General features: G+C 74.0%; 19 protein-coding genes and 2 pseudogenes. 13 read left to right on the top strand and 8 right to left on the bottom strand.

The genetic code is table 11. The features are described from left to right. Positions 1–329: 329 nt before the first annotated feature. A pseudogene (locus ACJ9NR_RS03975) lies at positions 330–1,094 on the bottom strand (ribonuclease BN); the annotation flags it as partial. Positions 1,095–1,249: 155 nt separating this feature from the next. Between ACJ9NR_RS03975 and ACJ9NR_RS03970 the strand changes: the two are divergent. The 11 genes from ACJ9NR_RS03970 to ACJ9NR_RS03920 all read left to right on the top strand — a co-directional run bounded on the left by ACJ9NR_RS03970 (position 1,250) and on the right by ACJ9NR_RS03920 (position 11,035). Then, the gene (locus tag ACJ9NR_RS03970; protein ID WP_412489745.1) at positions 1,250–2,212 is read left to right on the top strand and encodes an SMP-30/gluconolactonase/LRE family protein; all 963 of its coding nucleotides are present in this window, start codon (positions 1,250–1,252) and stop codon (positions 2,210–2,212) included. 171 nt (positions 2,213–2,383) lie between these two features. Then, positions 2,384–2,845 (top strand): fluoride efflux transporter FluC, encoded by a 462-nt coding sequence (locus ACJ9NR_RS03965; protein ID WP_412489746.1) that lies wholly within the window; start codon positions 2,384–2,386, stop codon positions 2,843–2,845. Further along, a complete protein-coding gene (locus ACJ9NR_RS03960; RefSeq protein ID WP_412489747.1) occupies positions 2,842–3,258 on the top strand; it encodes a DUF190 domain-containing protein in 417 nt (138 codons plus the stop codon). The genes ACJ9NR_RS03965 and ACJ9NR_RS03960 overlap by 4 nt, the downstream gene beginning before the upstream one ends. After that, positions 3,255–3,629 (top strand): fluoride efflux transporter CrcB, encoded by a 375-nt coding sequence (gene crcB / locus ACJ9NR_RS03955; protein WP_412489748.1) that lies wholly within the window; start codon positions 3,255–3,257, stop codon positions 3,627–3,629. Before ACJ9NR_RS03960 ends, crcB begins: the two co-directional genes overlap by 4 nt. 74 nt (positions 3,630–3,703) lie before the next feature. Continuing rightward, on the top strand, positions 3,704–4,540 hold the full coding sequence (locus tag ACJ9NR_RS03950) for an undecaprenyl-diphosphate phosphatase (RefSeq protein ID WP_412489749.1): 837 nt from the start codon (positions 3,704–3,706) through the stop codon (positions 4,538–4,540). Positions 4,541–4,712: 172 nt separating this feature from the next. Then, on the top strand, positions 4,713–5,390 hold the full coding sequence (locus ACJ9NR_RS03945) for a FadR/GntR family transcriptional regulator (protein WP_412490519.1): 678 nt from the start codon (positions 4,713–4,715) through the stop codon (positions 5,388–5,390). Beyond that, a complete protein-coding gene (locus ACJ9NR_RS03940) occupies positions 5,387–5,554 on the top strand; it encodes a hypothetical protein (protein WP_412512678.1) in 168 nt (55 codons plus the stop codon). Before ACJ9NR_RS03945 ends, ACJ9NR_RS03940 begins: the two co-directional genes overlap by 4 nt. A gap of 31 nt (positions 5,555–5,585) precedes the next feature. Then, entirely contained in the window at positions 5,586–6,602 is a 1,017-nt protein-coding gene (locus tag ACJ9NR_RS03935) for an asparaginase (protein ID WP_412489750.1), read from the top strand. Positions 6,603–6,986: 384 nt separating this feature from the next. Next, entirely contained in the window at positions 6,987–7,925 is a 939-nt protein-coding gene (locus ACJ9NR_RS03930; protein WP_412489751.1) for a glutaminase, read from the top strand. A 351-nt stretch (positions 7,926–8,276) separates the two neighbouring features. Next, on the top strand, positions 8,277–9,671 hold the full coding sequence (gene mptB, locus ACJ9NR_RS03925) for a polyprenol phosphomannose-dependent alpha 1,6 mannosyltransferase MptB (RefSeq protein WP_412489752.1): 1,395 nt from the start codon (positions 8,277–8,279) through the stop codon (positions 9,669–9,671). Further along, positions 9,668–11,035: a glycosyltransferase 87 family protein gene (locus ACJ9NR_RS03920; RefSeq protein ID WP_412512677.1), complete on the top strand. Its 1,368-nt coding sequence runs from the start codon at positions 9,668–9,670 to the stop codon at positions 11,033–11,035. The genes mptB and ACJ9NR_RS03920 overlap by 4 nt, the downstream gene beginning before the upstream one ends. A gap of 35 nt (positions 11,036–11,070) precedes the next feature. Here the strand turns inward: ACJ9NR_RS03920 and ACJ9NR_RS03915 are convergent. The 5 genes and pseudogenes from ACJ9NR_RS03915 to ACJ9NR_RS03895 form a co-directional block, all read right to left on the bottom strand. Further along, a pseudogene (locus ACJ9NR_RS03915) lies at positions 11,071–11,886 on the bottom strand (D-alanyl-D-alanine carboxypeptidase family protein); the annotation flags it as partial. Positions 11,887–12,072: 186 nt separating this feature from the next. After that, entirely contained in the window at positions 12,073–13,215 is a 1,143-nt protein-coding gene (gene rho / locus ACJ9NR_RS03910) for a transcription termination factor Rho (RefSeq protein ID WP_412489754.1), read from the bottom strand. 273 nt (positions 13,216–13,488) lie between these two features. Then, positions 13,489–14,316 carry a class I SAM-dependent methyltransferase gene (locus tag ACJ9NR_RS03905; RefSeq protein ID WP_412489755.1) on the bottom strand — a complete coding sequence of 276 codons (828 nt, stop codon included), beginning with the start codon at positions 14,314–14,316 and terminating at the stop codon, positions 13,489–13,491. Positions 14,317–14,549: 233 nt separating this feature from the next. After that, positions 14,550–15,575: a MerR family transcriptional regulator gene (locus tag ACJ9NR_RS03900; RefSeq protein ID WP_412489756.1), complete on the bottom strand. Its 1,026-nt coding sequence runs from the start codon at positions 15,573–15,575 to the stop codon at positions 14,550–14,552. Between the two features lie 97 nt (positions 15,576–15,672). Continuing rightward, positions 15,673–16,140, bottom strand: a complete 468-nt coding sequence (locus ACJ9NR_RS03895) for an SRPBCC family protein (protein ID WP_412489757.1) — start codon at positions 16,138–16,140, stop codon at positions 15,673–15,675. Positions 16,141–16,359: 219 nt separating this feature from the next. Here ACJ9NR_RS03895 and ACJ9NR_RS03890 point away from each other — a divergent pair, with 219 nt between their 5' ends. Next, the gene (locus tag ACJ9NR_RS03890; protein WP_412489758.1) at positions 16,360–17,001 is read left to right on the top strand and encodes an RNA polymerase sigma factor; all 642 of its coding nucleotides are present in this window, start codon (positions 16,360–16,362) and stop codon (positions 16,999–17,001) included. 177 nt (positions 17,002–17,178) lie between these two features. Here the strand turns inward: ACJ9NR_RS03890 and ACJ9NR_RS03885 are convergent, their stop codons facing one another. Continuing rightward, positions 17,179–17,592, bottom strand: coding sequence for a nuclear transport factor 2 family protein (locus ACJ9NR_RS03885; protein ID WP_412489759.1), 414 nt, complete (start codon positions 17,590–17,592; stop codon positions 17,179–17,181). A 114-nt stretch (positions 17,593–17,706) separates the two neighbouring features. Between ACJ9NR_RS03885 and ACJ9NR_RS03880 the strand changes: the two genes are divergently transcribed. After that, positions 17,707–18,453 carry a class I SAM-dependent methyltransferase gene (locus ACJ9NR_RS03880; RefSeq protein ID WP_412489760.1) on the top strand — a complete coding sequence of 249 codons (747 nt, stop codon included), beginning with the start codon at positions 17,707–17,709 and terminating at the stop codon, positions 18,451–18,453. A 299-nt stretch (positions 18,454–18,752) separates the two neighbouring features. Here ACJ9NR_RS03880 and ACJ9NR_RS03875 read toward each other — a convergent pair whose 3' ends face one another. Next, on the bottom strand, positions 18,753–20,828 hold the full coding sequence (locus ACJ9NR_RS03875) for an ATP-binding protein (protein ID WP_412489761.1): 2,076 nt from the start codon (positions 20,826–20,828) through the stop codon (positions 18,753–18,755). Positions 20,829–20,835: the final 7 nt, after the last annotated feature.

The following is a 20,835-nucleotide window of genomic DNA, read 5'->3' as shown; positions in this document are numbered from 1 at the left end:
CGCTCGAACGCCGTACGCGGCGGCCCGGAGCGCGGGACAGTCGGGGCAGTGCGGAGACACGGAGTGCGACGGTCCGTCCGGAAGGGGGACGCGATGGTGAGGTCCTCCACCGGCCGGTCGCGTCCGGCCGGCAGGCGCCGACGCCCGTGACCGACGCCCGCACCCCGCCAGGAACGCATGGCCGCCGGCCCCGGGCCGCGGTCCGACGTGCGCGCTCCCGTGCCGCGGTCCGACGTGCGCGCTTCCGTGCCGCGGTCCGTCGGCCCCCGGTGGTCCTCTCCGCGGTCGGCCGGTTCCCGGGCCTCCCCCTCCGGCGGATCACCGGGACCGTCGACGTGCCCGAGCCACTCGCACACCAGCCGGCCCAGCAGCGCACCGCCGTAGACGACGAACCCGACGCCGACCAGCCAGGACTCCACCACCAGGACCGTGCCGACCGGGCCGTAGCTGATGGCGTTGGTGACCAGGAGCGGGGTGAACACCAGATACGAGAAGCCGCGCAGGCCGACCAGGCCCGCCATCGTCGCGAGCGCGCCGGGCAGCAGGTACCTCCACGGCACCTGGCGGCTGAGCAGGAAGTGCGGCCCCCACCAGAAGAACAGCACGCCGACGCCCATGCTGAGCAGGATGCGGGGCGTGCCCTCCAGCACGTGACGGGTCTGCACCTGGGCGTACAGGTAGACCATCAGCATGGCCAGCCACACCACCTGCCGCCAGATCCGGTGCCAGGGAACGGAGCGCGGCTTCCAGATCCGCTCGTAGCCGTTCTGCACACTGGAGGCGAAGGACACGCCGAACAGCGCGAGCAGCGCCATGCTCAGCGCGCTGGTGGTGCTGATGACGTTGCGGGTCGGGCCGAAGACGTGGGCGAGTGCGTCGGCGGACTTGCCGGACAGCGCCATGCCGTCCACCAGCCACAGCGCGAACCCGCCGTGCCCGAACGGATCCGCCGCCGCGACCACGATCAGCAGCGGCGCCAGCGTGACCAGGGCGAGTGTCGCGAACCCCATCGCCCGGTGCAGCAACTCCAGCTCGGCGCCCCGTCGGTGCAGCTCCGCGAGCCCCAGCCGGTGCCACGCGGACCACCGCGACATCAGGACCACCCCTTCCTCCGGCCCGGAGCCACCCGTGGTGGTGTGCTGGGTGGCCAGGAATGTCTCCAGGTAAACCTGAACGAGTGACGCGGCGCCGGGCAGCAGCCCCCGCACATGCCAGCATGAACCGTCCCGACCTCGACGAGGAGGTTTTCATGGACCGTCCCAGTGAACTCGTCCCGCTCCGGTACGTGGCCATCGGCGGCCGCGGCCCCGAGGACGTCGTCGCGGACTCCCGCGGCCGTGTCCTGACCGGCGTGGAGGACGGCCGGATCCTGCGCGTCGACGGTCTGGCGGAGCCCTCCGCCGCCCGCGTCGAGGTGCTCGCGGAGACCGGTGGCCGCCCGCTCGGCCTGGAACTCCTCACGGACGACGCCCTGTTGGTGTGCGACGCCGAACTGGGTCTGCTCCGCGTCGACCTGCGCCAGGGCATCGTCCGCATCCTCGCGGACTCGGTGGCGGGACAGCGGCTGCGGTTCTGCAGCAACGCGGTCGCCCTGTCCGACGGGAGCGTCTGCTTCACCGTCTCCAGCCGGGCCTACCCCCTCGGGCAGTGGATCGGCGACATCGTCGAACACACCGGGACCGGCCGTCTGCTGCGCCTGGCCCCCGGCAGCGAGTCCCCGGAAGTCCTGCTGGAGGGACTGCAGTTCGCCAACGGCCTCGCCCTGAGCGGCGACGAGTCCTTCCTGATCGTCGCCGAGTCGGGCGCCCGCCGGCTCACCCGCTACTGGCTCACCGGGCCCGGGGCCGGGCACGGCGAGCCCTTCGTGGAGGACCTGCCCGGCATGCCGGACAACATCTGGCGCGGCACGCCGGACGGCCCCGTCTGGGTGTCCCTGGCCGGCCCCCGCGTCCCCCCGCTCGAGCTGCTGCACCGCGCCGCCCCCGCCGTCCGCGGCGCCGCGGCCCGGATCGCCGTCCGCGCCCCCTACCGCCCCACCGGCATGGCCGGCGTCCTCGCCGTCGACGACCGGGGGGAGACCGTCCACCACCTCGCCCGCCGCCGCTCCGGCTACCGCATGGTGACCAGCGTCTGCGAGGCGGCCGGCCACCTGGTCCTGGGCAGCCTGTGGGAGCGGGGCATCGCGGTGTGCGCGTCACCGGTCCCGAAGTGACCCGGGCGCGGGCCGGGCGTTACCCTGTTCCCCGGCCGCGATCACCTCTCGCGGCGCGGCGGTGGGGCCCGCCGTACCCGAACCGCGGCACCGGTGCCGCCAACGGTCCCTACTTGCTATGGAACGGCGCCCGCCTGTTCACGGGCCCCGGCGAGTAGGAGACGTACGACCATGACAGCCCAGGAGGCCGAGAGCGTCCGCGCCCGGACCCGCACCCCGCGGCCGCCCGCCTGGCGGGGCCAGGCTCCCGTCGTCGCGGTGGTGGCGCTCGGCGGAGCCCTCGGCGCCACCGCGCGCCACGCCCTCGCCCTGTGGTGGCCCGCCGCACCCGGCGGTTTCCCGTGGGCGACCTTGTGGACCAACGTCGCCGGCTGTGCCGTGATCGGCGTGTTCATGGTGGTCATCACCGACGTGTGGGCCGCGCACCGGCTGGTGCGGCCGTTCTTCGGCACCGGCGTGCTCGGCGGCTTCACCACCTTCTCCACCTACGCCGTCGACATCCAGAAGCTCGTCGACGCCGGCCATCCCCGTACCGGACTGGCCTACCTCGCCGCGACCCTGCTCGCGGCCCTCACGGCGGTCTGGCTCGCGATGACCGCGGCCCGCCGCGTCCTGAAGTGGAGGCAGCCATGACGAGGCCGACCGGCAGCGCGCTGCGCCTGACCGTCTTCATCGGCGAGAACGAGACCTGGCACCACAAGCCGCTCTACTCCGAGATCGTGCACCGCGCACACGCGGCCGGACTGGCCGGTGCCAGCGTCTTCCGCGGCATCGAGGGCTTCGGCGCCTCCTCGCTGATCCACACCTCCCGGCTGCTGTCCCTGAGCGAGGACCTGCCGGTCGCCGTCGTCGTCGTCGACACCGAGGAGCGCGTCCGCGCCTTCCTGCCGCTCCTCGACGAGCTGGTCGGCTCGGGTCTCGTCGTCCTGGACGAGTGCGAGGTCGTCCGCCCCCAGTCGCCGCCTCGTCCGACCGGGGGCGCCCCCGGCCCCGGCCGGGAGGGCGGCCCCGGCCCCGCGGACCCGAAGGGTGAGAAGCCGTCGTGAACTGGCTGCTGGTCGTCGCGGGTGCCATGGTCGGCGCCCCGCTGCGTTACCTCACGGACCGCGCGGTGCAGTCCCGGCACGACTCGGTCTTCCCCTGGGGCACCTTCGTGGTGAACGTCTGCGGCTGCCTGGCGCTCGGCCTGCTGACCGGTGCCGCGTCCGCCGGGGCGGCAGGCCCCCATCTCCGGCTGCTGATCGGCACCGGCCTGTGCGGGGCCCTGTCGACCTACTCGACCTTCTCCTACGAGACCCTGCGGCTGACCGAGACGGGTGCGGGGCTCTACGCTGCCGCCAACGTCGTCGCGAGTGTCGCGGCGGGCCTCGGCGCGGCATTCGCCGGGGTGTCGGCCGCACAGGCCCTGTGGGGGTAGGCGGCCGTCCCGCCTTCCGCCCGTAGTAAGACTGTCCACAACACTGTCGACCCAACTCCTCAGAACTGGATCACATGAGCGTCATTAGCGTCGGTCAGGCCGTCGTCCTCGGTGTCGTCGAGGGGGTGACCGAGTTCCTGCCGGTCTCCTCGACCGGACATCTGAAGATCACTGAGGGGCTGATGAACATCCCCGTCGACGACGATGCCGTCGTCGGGTTCTCCGCCGTCATCCAGGTCGGCGCGATCGCCGCCGTGCTCGTGTACTTCTTCAAGGACATCGTGCGGATCGTCTCCGCCTGGGGGCGTGGCATCGCCAACAAGGAGGAGCGGTACCACCACGACTACAAGTTCGCCTGGTGGGTCATCTACGCCACCATCCCGATCGTGATCGTGGGCCTGGCCGCCAAGCCGCTCATCGAGGGGCCGCTGGCCTCGCTGTGGGTGGTGGCCGGCTCACTGATCGCCGGCAGCGGCGTGATGTGGGCGGCGGACCAGATGGGCCGGCACAAGCGCGGCGAGGACGACACCACGCTCAAGGACGCCATGCTGGTGGGCACCTCACAGATCCTGGCGCTGCTCTTCCCCGGCTTCTCGCGCTCGGGCGCCACGATGTCCACCGCGCTGATCCTGGACCTGGACCGGGTGGCGGCCACCCGTCTGTCGTTCTTCCTCGGCATTCCCGCCCTGACCGGCGCCGGCCTGTACGAGCTGAAGGACGCCCTGGGCACGGGGGTGGGCGCCGCCCCGCTGGCCGTCGGCACCATCGTCTCCTTCGTCGTCGCCTACGCCTCGATCGCCTGGCTGCTGAGGTTCGTCGCCAAGCACTCGTTCAACGCCTTCGTGGTCTACCGGATCCTCGTCGGCGTGCTGCTGCTGGGCCTGCTGAGTACTGGCACGCTCAGCAGCTGACGGCGGCCGCTCGGCCGCCTCGGGGCGTGAGGTCCGTTCCCGGACTTCACGCCCCTTGCGCGTACCCGTGGGCCGCGGCGCTTGACAGCTCCGGCCCGCCACCCGCAGGATCGCTCCCGTGAACCTGTCAGACAGCCAGACAGCCGGTCGGGGCCCGCGGCGCGTCAGCGCGATGGAGGCGGTGCTCGGGCACCTGCGTGCCGCCATCGAGCGCGGCCAGTACGCGGTGGGCGACAAGCTGCCCTCCGAGGCCGAGCTCTGCCGCACCCTCGAGGTCAGCCGGCCCGTGCTGCGCGAGGCCCTCAGGGCGCTGCAGACGATGGGCCTGACCGTCTCCCGGACGGGCAAGGGCACCTTCGTCGTCGCCGGCACCGTGGAGGACCCCACTTTCGGTGACTACGCGGCCAGCGATCTGCTGGAGGTGCGCCGGCACGTCGAGATCCCGGTGGCGGGCTACGCGGCCTCCCGCCGCACCGCGGAGGACCTCGACCACCTGGCGCACCTGCTGGAGCGCATGGAGCGGGAGACCGACACCACCTCCTGGGTCGCCCTCGACACGCTCTTCCACCTGGCCGTCGCCCAGGCCTCGCAGAACCCGGTCTTCCGCCGGGTGATCGAGGAGATCCGGGACGCACTGGCGCGCCAGTCGGCCTTCCTCAACGAACTGGGCGGACGCCGCGAGCAGTCCAACCGCGAGCACCGGGCGATCGTCGAGGCGCTGACGGACGGCTGCGCGGCCGACGCCGAGGAGGCCATGGCCCACCACCTCGACCGCGTCAGGTCGACGCTCTCCGACATCGTGCGCCCCGGGCGCGCGGACAGTCCCACGGAAGGCGGACCCGAGGCATGAGCGAGCAGCACCTCGAAGACGAGACACGCACCCCCGCCGCACACGTCGACGCGCGCGACGCAGGCCGATCGCCGGCACCCGGGCCGGCGGACGGCGCGGCATCCGCCGGCCGGATCGCCCGCCCGTCCACCGGCAACCGACCCACGACCGGGGCGGACGCGTGACCCGCGTGCCGCTCCCCGACAAGAGGCAGTGATGTACAGCACTTCCGTCGCGGACGCACCCCTGATCCGCGAGCCCCTCCACGCCCCCGTCGCCCACCTGATACGCGGCGGGGTCGTCGAGGGCCTCCACTACGGGTCCGTCGTCGTCCTGGACGCCGGCGGCACGGTCCGGCTCCAGATCGGAGACATCGAGGCCGCCTTCTACCCCCGCTCGGCCCTCAAGCCCGTCCAGGCGGTCGCCATGGTGCGGGCCGGGCTCCCGCTCGAGGGGGAACTCCTCTCCCTCGCCGCGGCCAGTCACTCGGGCGAGGAACGCCACCTCGCCGGCGCCCGGCGCATCCTCGAACGCGCCGGTCTCCGCGAGGACCACCTGCGCAACGTGCCGGACATGCCGCTCGACCCGGCCGTCCGGGACACCTGGGTACGGGAGGGCCGCGCACCCTCCCGGCTCGCCCAGAACTGCTCGGGCAAGCACGCGGCGATGCTCTACACCTGCACGCTCAACGGCTGGCCGCTGGACGACTACCTCGATCCCGGGCACCCCCTCCAGCAGGCGATCGCCGAGATCGCCGAGGACCTCACCGGACAGCGCGTCGCGAAGGTCTCCGTCGACGGATGCGGCGCGCCGCTGTTCTCGGTGTCCCTGCACGGGCTCGCGCGCGCGGCCGCCCGTATCACCACCGCGGCGGCCGGTACGCCCGAGGCACGGGTCGCCGACGCGATGCGTGACCACGCCGAGATGGCGTCCGGCGCCGGCCGGGACGTGGCCGCGCTGATGCGTGCCGTGCCGGGCCTGCTGGCGAAGGACGGCTACGAGGGCGTCCAGGTCGCCGCGCTTCCCGACGGGCGGGCCGTCGCGGTGAAGATCGCCGACGGGGCCGGCCGGGCGCGGATTCCGGTGACTGCGGCGGCGCTCGCGCGCGCGGGCGTGGACTCGGGGCTGCTCACCGGGTTCGCGGGGGAGCCGCTGCTGGGCGGAGGCGAGCCGGTGGGGTGCGTGCGCCCGGTACGTGCCCTGGACCCGGCTCCGTTGACCGCCTGCGCGTAGTTCCTCCGCGTTCCGGAGGGAACCGCGAAGCGGTGCGGGCCGGTTCCGGTACGCGGGCCGGCGCGCCCGGCTCCCGCGCGTCCAGGACCAGGGTCGTTGTGACCTCCGCGGCTCAGGAATCCGTACCTCACGAATCCGTACCCCAGGAACCCATACCGCAGGAATCCGTACCCCGGGAAGAGGACCCTCGCCCTCACGACCGCCGCCGCCGTGCGCAGCGAACGTGGCCGAACCCGTCCCGGAGAAGGGCCTGTTGCCCGCCGAGAAGCTCGCCGCCCTGCTGCGGCCCGAGGTCGTCGCGGGCAGCGGGCCGGCGCCTGCCCGGCCCCGGTGACCACTCCCTTCGGCACATGCGGGAACGCACCGGACCGGAGCGGCGGCACAATGGTGATCATGACAGCGACGTCGTCCCCTTCCTACGAGCCGGTCCTGGCGCGCATCGCCGAGGAGATCGGCCGGACCCCCGGCCGCGGCCGGCCCGCCGACTACATCCCGGCGCTCGCGGCCCGTGACCCGCGCAGCTTCGGCATGGCGGTCGCGGAGCTCGACGGCACGGTTCACGGCGTCGGGGACTGGCGGGAGCCGTTCTCCACGCAGTCCATCACCAAGGTCTTCACCCTCGCCCTCGACCTGGCCCGCGAGGGCGACCAGCTCTGGGAGCACGTGGGCCGCGAGCCCTCCGGCAATCCCTTCAACTCCCTGGTCCAGCTGGAGTACGAGGACGGCATCCCGCGCAATCCGTTCATCAACGCCGGCGCCCTCGTCGTCACCGACCGCCTGCAGACCCGTACCGGGGACGCCTCGGGCGAACTGCTGGACTTCCTGCGGTCCGAGAGCGGCAACCCGGCCCTGGACTTCGACAAGGACGTCGCCGCCTCCGAGACCGCGCACGGCGACCGCAACGCCGCCCTCGCCCACTTCATGGCGTCGTACGGCAACATCGACAACCCGGTGCCGGTGCTGCTGGAGCAGTACTTCCGCCAGTGCTCCGTCACGGCGTCCTGCGCCGACCTGGCGCTGGCCACCGGCTTCCTGGCCCGCCACGGCATACGCGCCGACGGCGGCCGGCTGCTCACCCGGAGCCAGGCCAAGCAGGTCAACGCGGTGATGCTGACCTGCGGGACGTACGACGCGGCCGGCGACTTCGCCTACCGCGTCGGCCTACCGGGCAAGAGCGGCGTCGGTGGCGGCATCATCGCGGTCGTCCCCGGCCGCTGCACGCTGTGCGTGTGGAGCCCGGGGCTCGACGAACGCGGCAACTCGGTGGCGGGCGTCGCGGCCCTGGACCGCTTCACGACGCTGACCGGCCTGTCGGTGTTCTGAGGCCGCCCGCGGCCCGGATCCCGCCGCAGCCACTGCCCGTACCGCGCCTGCACGCGTGCCCGCCCGGACGAAGCCGGGCCGCCCGCGGCCGGAGCGTCGACGGCCGGAGCGTCGGCGCGCCCGGTCCCCGCAGGCCGGCGACAGCGCGACCGCGGCGGGGCGGTGGGCCGCCGGGGCCCTGCCGGGCAGGTCCCGCGAGCGCTCGGGAGGCGGTGCCCCTGCCGTGTGGGCGCGGGCCGTGTCCGCGCCGCACCGGCGGGATCACACGCCGGTCACCCGCACGCCCCCGCCCGGCAGGCGGCGCGTCGATGTCCGGCCACCCGGCGTTGACACGCTTGCCGGGTGTTGGCCATGGCTCTTCCCGTCGATCTCCGCCGCTGCCAGGTGCTGGGCCTGGCCGGCACCGCCTCCCTCGCACTGGGCGGTGAGACGGCCGGCGCCCTGCCCGTACGGGACCTGCCGGCCCCGGCCGACGTCCACGCCGCCCTGGGCCTGGTCGGCGTCTACTTCGGCCTGGTGCTGCTGATAGCGGCCTGGGTGCTGCTCGGGCGGCTGGTGCGCGGCGCCGAGCCGCCCACCCCGCGCGAGCTGCTGCTCGTGCTCGCCGTCTGGGCGGCCCCGCTGCTGCTGGCCCCGCCGCTGTTCAGCCGCGACGTCTACAGCTACCTCGCCCAGGGCGCCATGGTCGACGCGCACATGGACGTCTACGTCCAGGGACCCGCCCGGCTCGGTGGCCCGCTCGCCGACGAGGTGGCCCCGCTGTGGCAGCACACCGGCGCCCCGTACGGCCCCGTCTTCCTCGCCGCCGCCTCCGCACTGTCCGCGCTGACCCGCGGCGAGCTCCCCGCCGGGCTCCTCGGGATGCGCGCGCTCGCCCTGATCGGCGTGGCACTGATGGCCCTCGTACTGCCGCGGCTGGCCCGGCACAGCGGCGCCGACCCGGCCGCCGCCCTCTGGCTCGGCGCCCTCAACCCGCTGGTGCTGCTGCACCTGGTCGCGGGCGCCCACAACGACTCCGTCATGCTCGGCCTGCTCGGCGCCGGCCTGGTCGCCGCCCTCGGCCGCCACCCCTTGCCGGGCGCCGTCCTCGTCACGCTCGCCGCGCTGGTCAAGGCCCCCGCCGTCCTGGGGCTCGCCGCGGTCGTCGTCCTCCAGGTGCGCTCCGGGCGGCACCCGGCGAAGGCCCTCGCCACGACGGTGCCGGCGGCCGTGGCCACGACGGTCGCCGCGACCGCCGCCGCCGGTACCGGATACGGCTGGATCGGAGCCCTCGAGACCCCCGTCTCCCCGCACAACTGGGCACTGTCCAGCCTCCTCGGCCGCGCCACCGGCGCCGTGCTGGCGCGCTTCGGCAGCGACCTGGCGCCCCTGGCGCTGCCGGCCTGGCACCTGTTCGGTCTCGCGGGCGCGGCGGCGGCCGTGGCGGCCATATGGTGGCGGCTGCGTCCCGGCCCGGTCTACGCGCTCGGCCTGAGCCTCGCCGCGGTGGCCGCGTTCGGCCCGGCGATCCGCCCCTGGTACGCCCTGTGGGGTCTGTTCCTGATCGCCGCCGCAGCGCCCAGCACCTCGGTACGGCAGCGGGTGGTGGCCGTGACGGCGGTGCTCGCGCTCGCCACCCTGCCCAGCGGCGGCGCGGTCGACGGCGGGCAGTTGATGCTGGCCGTCTCCGGCGGCGCGCTCGCCGTGGTCGTCCTGTGGCAGGCCCACCAGGCGGCGGGGGCACCCGCCCTGGAAAGGACGGCATGAGCCCGCCCCGCACCGACCGCGGCCGGCTGCTCCTGGTCCTCGTCCTCGCCGCCGCCACCGCCGCCTTCACCGCGACCGTCCCGCTGCTGCGCGACTGGTTCGACCTGCGCGTCTACTACGGAGCGGTCAACACCTGGATCCACCACGGCGGACGGCTCTACGACTACCGGGTGCCGGGCACGGCGTACGGATTCACCTACCCGCCGTTCGCGGCCGTCAGCATGCTGCCCATGACCCTCGTCGGCCTGCGTACGGCGATCGTGGGCTCGGTCCTGCTCAACCTCGCCGCCCTGGCGCTGATCCTGCACGTCCTGACCGAGGGGGCGTGGCGCCGGTACGGCTGGTTCGGGTGCGCCCTGGGCGCCTGCCTGCTCGCCCTGTTCGAACCGCTGCGGGACACCTTCAGTTTCGGGCAGGTCAACCTCCTGCTGCTGGCGCTGGTGCTCACCGACGCATGGCTGCTGACCACCGGCCGTGAACGCCGGGCGGGTGCCGGCATCGGCCTGGCCGCCGCGATCAAGCTCACGCCCGCGCTCTTCATCGGCCTGCTGCTCCTGGCCCGCCGGTGGCGGCCCGCCGCCGTCGCGGGCGCGGTCACCGCCGCGGCGACCGCGCTCGCCGCCCTGGTGGCTCCCGGTGCCTCCCGTTTCTACTGGACCGAGGCCCTGTGGGACACGAGCCGGGTGGGCCGCCTCGGCTACGTCTCCAACCAGTCCCTCCAGGGCATCCTGGCCCGGCTCGGGGACACCCACCGCACGGCCTGGGCCGCGGCCGTACTGGTGGTGCTCGGTGTCTGGGCGTGGCGCACCCGCCGCGCGCTCGCCGCGGGTGACTGGCCGGCCGCCTTCGCGCTCACCGGTGCGACGGCCTGTCTCGTCAGCCCCATCACCTGGGTGCACCACCTGGTGTGGCTGCTGCCGGCCTTCGCCGTGCTCGTGCGGACGGGGCACCCACGGGTGGCGGGCGCCCTGTACGCCGTGCTGTGCACCAGCGTGGTCTGGCTGTGGTTCCACGACGCCTCCGGCGTCGACGGCTTCCTCGGCAGCAACACCTACACCTGGATCACGCTGGGCCTGCTGCTGTGGCTGCCGGCCGGTCAACTCCGCGCCGGCCGCCTGCCCCTGCGCCGCAGCAGCAGCGCCACGGCCCCCGCGCCGAGCACGGCGGCACCGCAGACGGCGCCCGCCACCGGCCATTCCCGCCCGCGGTCGGGGGCGGCGGCCACCGGTGCGGGGTGCGCCGCCGCGCGCGTGGCGTGCGGTCCCGGCCGGGGCCTGAACCGCAGCGCGTCCAGCGAGCCCACCGGTTCCACCCGCCCCGCCGCCTCGAACCCCCAGTCGAGCAGCCGGCGGGCCTCCTCGTAGATGGCGAACCCGCCGCCTTCCTGAGGGTTCATCACGGTGACCACGAGCGTGCGCCCGTCCCGGCGCGCCGCCGCGATGAGCGTGTTGCCGGCGTTGCTGGTGTAGCCGTTCTTGACGCCGATCAGCCCCGGGTACGGCTCCACGCCGTTCGCCCCGGTCAGCAGCCGGTTGGTGTTGCGGATGCCGTACGACCACCCGCTCCCGCTCGGGAACATCGCCTCGGCGGTGCCGCAGTACCGGGCGAAGTCCGCGTTGCGCAGTCCCTCCCGGCCGAACACCGCCAGGTCGTAGGCCGACGACACCTGGCCCGGCATGTCGTAGCCGTCGGGCGAGCGCACCCGGGTGTCGAGGGCGCCCAGCGTGCGGGCCTTGGCCTGCATCTGCTCGGCCGTCCGGTGCCAGCCGCCGTTCATCGAGGCCAGCACGTCCACGGCGTCGTTGCCGGAGTTGAGGAAGACCCCGCGCCACAGGTCGGAGACCCGGTACGTGTGCCCCTCGACCAGCCCGACCCTGCTGCTGCCCGGGCCGATGTCCGACATCTCGTCCTGGCCGACGGTGTGCCGCAGGTCCGCCGGCAGCGTCGGCAGCACGGTCAGGGCGAACAGGGTCTTCAGCGTGCTGGCGGGCGGAAGCCGGCGGTGCGCGTCGTGCGCGGCCAGCACCTCGCCGGTACGGGCGTCGGCCACCAGCCAGGACAGCGCGGAGACCTCGGGCAGCTTCGGCGCCGCGCGGTGCGGGCGGACCTGAGTCCCCCCGCGATACAGGTACGACGACTGGGGCACCGCCGCCCGCGGTGCGGCGGGCGGCGTGGGCTCCGCGCCGGCCGCGACCGCGACGGGCGCGAACGCCATGACCGCAGCGGCGCAGAAGGCGCAGGTGGTGACGGCCGCCCGGGATGGAAAATCAGTGATCATATGATCAAAGTAGGAATTAACCGGGCATACGGGACGGTGACCGGGCCGGAGACGGCCGGCCGGCACCCGGATGCCGCAGCGCGGGTGCGCGCGTCGCGGGCGTACGGACCTCGCGCGGCGCGGTCACCCCGCGGGCAGCGTCGGCTGGATGCGGCGTACGAACGCCGCGTTGTCGGGGGTGTCCCGCAGGCGTTCCAGCAGGGTCTCCAGACCGGCCTGGCCCTCCCTGTTCTGCAGGGCGCGGCGCAGACCCCGTGCGGCGGTCAACTCGGCCGGGGAGAGCAGGAGTTCCTCGCGGCGGGTGCCGGAGGGGTTGATGTCGACGGCCGGGAACACCCGGCGGGCGGCCATCTCGCGGTTGAGGCGGAGCTCCATGTTGCCGGTGCTCTTCAGCTCCTCGAAGAAGTAGTCGTCGGCGCGGGAGCCGGTCTCCACCAGCGCGGTCGCGAGGATCGTGAGCGAGCCGCCCTCCTCGGCCGACCGGGCGGCGCCGAAGAACCGCTTCGGCCCGAGCAGCGCGGTCGCGTCGACGCCGCCGCTCAAGGTGCGGCCACCGGCGGCGGCCGCGTTGTTGTGGGCCCGGCACAGCCGGGTCAGCGAGTCGAGCAGGATGACGACGTCCTCGCCGGCTTCGACGAGCCGCTTGGCCCGCTCGACGACGAGTTCGGCCAGCGCGATGTGCTGCTTGGCGGACCGGTCGAAGGTCGAGGCGTACACCTCGCCGCGCACGGAGCGCCGCATGTCGGTGACCTCCTCGGGCCGCTCGTCGAGCAGCACCACCATCAGGCGGCACTCGGGGTGGTTGCCGGCCACGGCGGCGGCGATCTGCTGCAGCAGTACGGTCTTGCCGGTCTTGGGCGGGGCGACGAGCAGGCCGCGCTGGCCCTTGCCGACGGGCGCGAGCAGGTCGACGACGCGTCCGGTCAGGCCGGCCGCGGGGTGCTCGACGCGCAGCCGGTCGCGCGGGTGCAGCGGTGTCAGATCGTGGAAGTGGCGGCGTCCGCGCACTTCCCGGGGGGTGCGTCCGTCGATCCGTACGACGTCGGTCAGGGCGCGCCGGCCGTCGCGCACGCCTTCGACGAGGTCGCCCTTGCGCAGGCCGTGACGGCGGATGAGGGCGGGGGAGACGGCGGGGTCGGAGGCCGCTGGCAGCAGGCCCTCGGCGCGCAGGTGCCCCTTCCCGCTCGCGTCGATGTCGAGGACACCGGTGACGACCTGGGTCTGGGGTTCGTGCCGGACAGGGGGGTGTTCGAGAGTGGTGGTCATGGTGGTCGGTCCTTTCGCGGACACGTGACAGCAGGGATGTGCGCAGGGAGGGGAACGCCGCGGAGGGAAGGCGGACAGAGCGCGCCTTCGGCGGCAGGAACAGCACCTCGGGTACGGCAACGCCGGTCGCGAGGCGGTGCTGGAAAGCCGGTGCGCCGACCGGGAAGAGGCGGCGATTCGGCGAACTGATGAGGAACTGGCACCGGCGCCCTCACGTGGGGCGTACACAAGTGCTAGTGGGACCGTACCACAGCGACTGCGGCGTCAAACCGCTCAGCGGGTGGCGAGCAGGCCGTAGAGGAGCGGGATCCGCGGCTGCGGCAGGCGCCACCAGCCGGACGGGGTCCGGACCATCTGCGGCCAGCGTGGCCAGGGCAGCTCCTCGCTCTCCCGGAGGCTCCGGATGGTCAGTCCTGCCCCGGTCAACGCGTTGACGACCTCGCCTATTCCGTGCGTCCACTCGTAGCTGTCGGTGGCGCCCTCGACGGCCGGGCCGTCGGTGTAGGTGTGTGTGGCGTCCCGGCGCACGGCGCCGTCGCCGGCCAGGTAGTCGTGACGCAGCACGAGCTCCGGTCCTTCGCCCGGGCCGGCCTTCGGGCCGAGGGAGTTGAGCAGGGGGTGGAACTCGACGACGTACACCATCCCGCCGGGCCGCAGGAGCCGGGAGAGGACGGCCGCCCAGCGGTCCAGGTCGGGCAGGTAGCACAGGGCGCCCTTGCCGGTGTAGACGACGTCGAACCGCCGCCCGCCCAGGGCCTGTTCGGCGTCGTACACGTTCGCCTGCACGTAGTCGACGTCCAGGCCCGCCCGCGCCGCGATGTCCCGCGCCGCGGCCACCGAGGCCGCGGAGAAGTCGAGACCGGTGGTCCGCGCGCCGCGCTCGGCGAACGCGAGGGTCTCGGTCCCGAGGTGGCACTGCAGGTGCAGTACGTCCCGCCCGGCCGGCTCGCCGAGGTCCTCCCACTCGAACGGGGCGAACCAGCGGGCCGGGTCCAGGCCCTGGCCCAGCCCGTAGAACCGGCTGGCGAGGTGGACGGGGGTCCGGGCGTCCCAGTTCGCCTGGTTGGCCCGCATGAGCCGCGCGTGCTCGTCGGTGGTCATGGGGCCATCCAATCGCGAACGGGCTCCCCGTGGCGGGAGGAAATCCGGACCCGGTCCGGCGGGAGAGCGGCAGGAGGGGCCGCGAGGGGTGGACGTGGCCGGTACGGCCCCGGCGTGTGCCGACCGGCGTGTCCCGCCGCACCGTCACCACCGTGCGCCGCGCGCGGTCACCGGCGACGCCGTCACCGCGTCCCGGGTACGACGCGAGTGCGCGAGGGTGCCTCCGCAGGCGCTCAGGGCCCCGGCGTGTCCAGCATCGACAAGGCTTCGAGCAGCCCGCCGGGACGCAGCAGACCAGGGTGCTGGGTACGCCTCCAGCCGGGTCCGCACAGGAGCACGCGACTGCGCGTGCGCGCGCCGCGGACACCCCAGCGGGTCTCGGCGACGTGCTGGGCCAGGGGCGTGCTCGCGGTGGCGGCCGACTGCGACCAGAGGACCACGGCACTCGGGCCGACGCGCTGCACCGCGGCCAGCAGAGCCTCCACCGGGACGGCACTGCCCAGCATCAGGGTGGCGACGCCTCGCTGTGCCAGTGCCGCGTTGAGCGCCTCGAGGGCGAGGGTGTGCTGCTCCTGCGGAAGGCACGCCAGCACCACCGGGGAGGAGGGCGACACTCTCCGGGTCAGCGCGGCGGACACGTAGACGTGCCGGATCGTCGCCGAGACGTGCCAGGACAGCAGATGCTCCACCTCCACGTAGCGGTCTCCGGCCGACTGCCACTTGCGCCCGACGGCCTGCAGGGCCGGGCTCAGGATCTCCTCCCAGGTGAGGACCAGCCCGTGGACGCGGAGGGACGCGGTGAGCAGTTCCTGGACGGCGACGGAGTCCAGCCGGACGGCGGCACGCGCGAGCCCCCTGCACTCCTGCCGCACGTTGCCCAGCGGCAGGCCGCTGCCCGACCGTGAGGCGCTCGCGCGCGAGGAGGCGGCCGGCACGGCGAGGGCGCCGCCGCCCGCGGGCGGAGGGGGCGGCGTCAGCGTGGCGTGCGCGCTGTGCTCGCCGGCGTGTTCCCTGGCCGCCCTCGCCGCCTCCGCCGGGGGGATGCCCGCGGCCGTCAGCCGGCACATCTCGACCACCATGGCGACGTCACGCGGCGTCCATCTGCGGTGGTGGCCCGCCGGTCTGGTCGCCGGGCCCAGTCCGTACCTGCGGTCCCAGGAGCGCAGCGTCGTGGGCGACACGCCCACGCGTCTGGCGAGGAAACCGGTGCTCACCCCGGCCTCGGGGGCGATGTCCGCGTCCGGTGCCCTCACGTCCATGGGGCGGTCCACGCGGGACGGGCCGACCGGGCGCGAGCACGGTGGAGGAGACGGACGCCCCGGGGCGTGGGGAGCGCGAGGGATGCCGTCCGCCTCGTCACCGCAGGCCCCCGCCCGCTGACGGCGGAACGCCCAGAGCGTGGTCGACGGCCCGGGGCAGATGTTCGGCGACCTCGTCACCGAGCCGCTCGAACTCCCGCCTCAGCAGGGGAGTGAGCAGACGGGCCGGACCGTGGAAGTCGACGCGCGCCCGGTAGGTCAGCCGCGTTCGTGCTCCGTCCTCCTCGAAGCGCAGGTCGTCGGTGGAGGTGGCGGTGCCGTTGCGTCCCACGAAGGTCAGGTGGCCGGGGTCGAACCGGATCATCCGGTAGCGCAGTTCGGTGCGGCGTCCCCGGAACCGCGACACGTTGTGCCACTCCGCGCCCACCGACGGCGCTCCGCCGCCGATCCGGTCGCAGGAGACGGTTCCCGGGTCCCACAACGCCGCGTTCGAGAAGTCCGCGAGAAAGCCCACGACGTCGGGCAGTGGATGGGCCAGTGTCATGACGCGCTCGACCTCGACCACGAGTGCCTCCGTTCCTCGGCCTTGCGACTACGGCTCCCGGCACCTTCTGTTCCGCATCCGTGCTGCGCGCGGATGCACACGGAGCGGGCGGTGTCGCGCGGCCCGTATCGCGTTTTTTCGATGCACAGACGATGCGAGTTGTCCACGGTGCATCGAATCCGCAGAGTGGGACTCCGGCGGTCGCACCGAGCGACCACCAGGCCCGGCCGAGGAGTTGCGATGACGAGCGCACAGCACACCCGCGCGGATGCCGCCGAGGACACCGCGCTCCGACCGCGGACGTCCGGGATACCGGACCCGGACTTCGACGAGGCCGAGGTCGTGGACGGCTTCCTCGCCGGTGACGAGGCATGCCTCGAGGCCGCCCACCGTCGCTGGGGGCCGCTCGTCCACGCCCTCGCACGGCGCTCGCTGGGGGACGCCAGGGAGGCCGAGGACGTCACGCAGGTGGTGTTCCTCGCCGCGTGGCGGGGCCGCGCCGGGTTCGCCCCCGACCGCGGCACCCTGTCCGGATGGCTCGTGGGCATCACCCGCCGGAAGATCGCCGACGCGCTGTCCGCCCGCACCCGGCGGAGCGAGCTCGTCGCGGCCGCGGGTGCCCGGATGATGCTCCAGGTGACCGACGACGCCGCCGGGGTGGAGGCCAGCATCGACCGTGTCCTGCTCGCCGACGAGCTCTCCCGCCTTCCCGCACCGCAGCGCCAGGTGCTCAACCTCGCCTTCTACGACGATCTGACGCAGACCCAGATCGCCGAGCTGACCGGCTGGCCGCTGGGGACCGTCAAGAGCCACGCCCGCCGGGGGCTGCGCCGTCTCGCGGGCCGGCTGAAGGAGGGCGGCGCGCTCGAATGCGCCGTGTGACACCGCCGTACGGCCGTGTGGTGACGCCGTAGGTCCCCGTGTCGCACCGTCGTGTACGCCCGTGTGACACCGGCGTGTACGCCCGTGTGACACCGCTGTGCGAACGACGCGCGCACCCGTCACGCCGTGGGAACTCGCCGTGGCCGTCGGCGCGCTCCTGCCCCGAGCCTCCGGGTCTCATGTCGAGACCGACTGGGCTGGGGGCGAATCCGCCGCCTTGACGATCTCGTCGAACCGCGCGCCCATCTCCGCCGCCAGTGCCTGCGCTCCCGACAACGGCCGCACCATGACCATGAGTTCGGCGATCAGGCCGTCCTCGTTCACTCGGATGAAGTCGCAGCCCGTCAGCTCGCGGTCGCCGACCCGCGCGGTGAACACCAGCGCGTGGTCACGGCCGTCGGCCCCGGCGAGCTCACGCTCGTACCGGAAGTCCTGGAAGACCTCCGAGACCGCCCGCAGCACCGCTGCGGTGATCGCCTTTCCCGTATACGGCTTGAAGACGACGGGGCTGCTGAAGACGACGTCCTCGGCCAGCAGCGCCTCGACGGCGTCCATGTCCACGGCCTCGACCGCCTCGCGGAACGCTCGCACGGGATCACCTTCTCTTTCGGGTAATCAATTAGTGGAGTATGTGTCTATGAGACTAATCAGCGTTCGACGTGGTGTCCACCGCCGGATGCCGCCGCGCTGACTAAGCTGACGGCGATGTTCAGCCCCGAAGGCCCCAGCCTGCGCGAGCTCGCCGTCCAGGCCCTGTCGTCCGTCGAGCACGGCTACGACCTGCTCGCCCCGAAGTTCGACCACACCCCTTTCCGGACGCCGGGCCCGGTGCTCGACGCCGTCGCCTCGGCGCTGGCCCGCACCGGTTCCTTCGACGCCGGGCTGGACCTGTGCTGCGGCACGGGAGCGGGAGTCGACGTGCTGGCGCGGGTGTGCCGGCACGGTGTCACCGGGATCGACTTCAGCGCGGGCATGCTCGACGTGGCGCGGCACACCGTACGCCCGCCGGGGCCCGCGGTCTCCTGGGTCCGCGGTGACGTCCGCGCGCTCCCCTTCGCGTCCGGGGCCTTCGACCTGGTCGTGAGCTTCGGGGCGTTCGGGCACTTCCTGCCCCGCGAACTGCCGGGCCTGTTCGCGCAGGTCCACTCCGTGCTCCGGCCGGGCGGCAGCTTCGCCTTCCCGGTGCTCGCCCCGCCCCGGCCGACGACCCCCGCGTTCTGGATGCTGCTCGGCTTCGACGCGGTCATGCGGGTGCGCAACGCCGTGTGGCGCCCCTCGTTCGTCATGTACTACCGCTCCTTCCGCCTCGGCGACGTACGACGGGAGCTGGAGCGCGCCGGGTTCCGGGTGCGCCTCGAGGCACTGCCGGAGTTCGGGCGGCGCGCCGACGGCAGCCCGCGCGTGCGGATGGTCGTGGCCGTCACCGAGGGGACCGGGCCGGCTGCCGCCTGATCCGGTCCGTGGCGGGCCCGCGTGATCCGGCCTGATGCGACTCGTCCAGAAACGGACCTGGGACGTCCGGCCCGGGTGCGCCCCGGCCGGATCCGTTCCCGCGCGCGGTCCGGCTGCCCGTCGATCGCCCGTCCGATCCGACTGCCGGCCGACCGCCCCCGTCCGATGCGGCTGCTCGCGGCCCGCCCCCGCCCCGGCCCGGCTGCTCGCGCACCGCCACTGTCCCGCCCCGTCCCGTCCCGACTGCTCGCGGCCCGCCCTTTCCCGCCCCGCCCGATCCGTACCGGGTCCGTGCCCGGTCAGACCTCGAACCCCTCCAGTGCCCCGCCCAGCGCCAGCTCGACCGCCTCCTCGGGCCCCAGCATCCCTCCCGCCCGCACCGCTTCGAGGAAGCGTGCCTCCCCGAGCGAGGTGCGTAATCGGCGCTCGTACTCGCGGTGGAAGACCGTCCGGTCCGGCCGGCCGAGCTGCGGCAGTCCCGCCGTGTGCCACAGGCGTCTGCTGACGCCCAGCAGACGTGCGGCGAGCTCGTCCTCGCCCCGTGCGGCATGCGCGACGACCAGGAGGTCGGTGACCGCGGCCGCGCCGATGCGGTCGTGCACCCGCCACTTGGCGGTCAGCGCCTCGCGGGCCGAGCGCACCGCGTCGTCGGGGTGGCCGAGGCCGGCCCTGGCGAGCGACACGAAGAAGTCGCCCCAGGCCCGCATCCACAGCTCACCGCGCTCGGCGCACTCGGCCCGCAGCCGCTCGGCCACCGCCGCGCACCGCTCGAACGCGGCCTGGCCCGCCAGCAGATACGCCTGCAGGGCGAGCGTCAGCAGCTGGAAGAACTCGGCGCCGCCGTCCTCGGCCGGCGCCTGCCCGACGCTGCCGTAGAGCACCGCGGAGCGCGCGGACTCACCCCGTACGGCGAGGCTCGCGCCGGTCAGCGGCAGCGCCGGCACGGGCAGCCGGCGCTCCTCGGCGAGCCAGACATAGGCGGCGCTCACCGACTCCGCGGCCTCCAGGTCGTCGGGGACGACGGTGACCAGCCGGTGGGCCCAGACGGCGAGGGCGTGCTCGGGCCCGTTGTCCCCGGGGGCGTGACGCAGCGCCCGTTCCAGGTAGGTGCGGCCCTCCTCGGCGAAGCCGCACGCGAACCAGAAGAACCACAGCGAGCCGGTGAGTTCCAGCGCCGTCCCGGGCTCGGGTGCGGTCAGGCACTCCTCGATCGCCAGCCGCAGGTTGGCGTGTTCCAGACTCAGCCGCTCGGCCCACATCCGCTGGCCGGGCCCGAGCCACTCGGCCTCGCCCTGGCGGGCGATCCAGCGGAAGTAGTCGCGGTGGCGGCGCCGGACCGCCTCCACTTCCCCGAGACCGGTCAGCCACTCGGCGCCGAAGGAGCGGACGGTGTCCAGCATCCGGTAGCGCACCGCCGTGCCTCCGCCGTCCCGGGCGATGATGGACTTCTCGCCGAGCGAGCCGAGCAGGGCGTGGATCTCCTCGGGGGCCAAGGGGCCGCCGTGGCACACGAATTCGGCCGCCTCGACGTCCCAGCCGCCCGCGAACACCGACAGCCGGGCCCACAGCAGCCGCTCCGGCGGGGTGCACAGCTCATGGCTCCAGCCGATCGCGGTGCGCAGCGTCTGGTGCCGGGCCGGACGTGGCCGGGCGGGCGAGACGAGCAGGTCGAAACGGGAGCCGAGGCCCTCCAGGAGCCGGTGCAGAGGCAGTCCGCGCAGCCGTACGGCGGCCAGTTCCAGGGCGAGCGGGATTCCGTCCAGCCGGGTGCAGACGGCGGCCACGTCGGCCCGGTTGGCATCGGTGAGCGTGAACGCCGGCAGTGCCGCCGCGGCCCGTGCCGCGAACAGGGCCACGGCGTCGTCCCGTTCGCCCAGCGGCAGGGGCGCCACGGTCAGCAGCTGCTCGCCCGGCACGCCCAGCGGCTGCCGGCTGGTGGCCAGGACCCGCAGTTCCGGAACGCCGGCGAGGAGTTCCCGCACCACGCGCGCGCATGCGTCCAGAACATGCTCACAGGTGTCCAGAACCAGCAGTACGGGCGCCCCCGCGAGGTGTTCGCACAGCGCCTGCAGGAGGGGCCGCAGGGTCTGCTCGGTCAGCCGGGTCGCCTGGGCCACGACGTTCGTCAGCAGGTCCGGGTCCCTCAGGTCCGACAGCTCCACCAGCCATGTGCCGCCCGGGAACCCGGCCGTGACGGCGTGCGCGGCCCGCAGCGCCAGCCGGGACTTGCCGACCCCTCCCGGCCCCGTCAGTGTCACCAGTCGCTCGGCCCCCAACAGGCCCGCGATGTCGGCCAGTTCACGTCGGCGGCCGACGAACGCGTTCGCCTCGGCGGGAAGGTTGCCGATCCTGCCGCCCTGGACAGAGGCCGCCATCGCGTCC

It is taken from the genome of Streptomyces sediminimaris (assembly GCF_047049295.1).
GTDB classification, from domain to species: domain Bacteria; phylum Actinomycetota; class Actinomycetes; order Streptomycetales; family Streptomycetaceae; genus Streptomyces; species Streptomyces sediminimaris.
The sequence above is the reverse complement of the archived record's forward strand: the minus strand, read 5'-3'. Positions and strand labels throughout refer to the sequence as shown.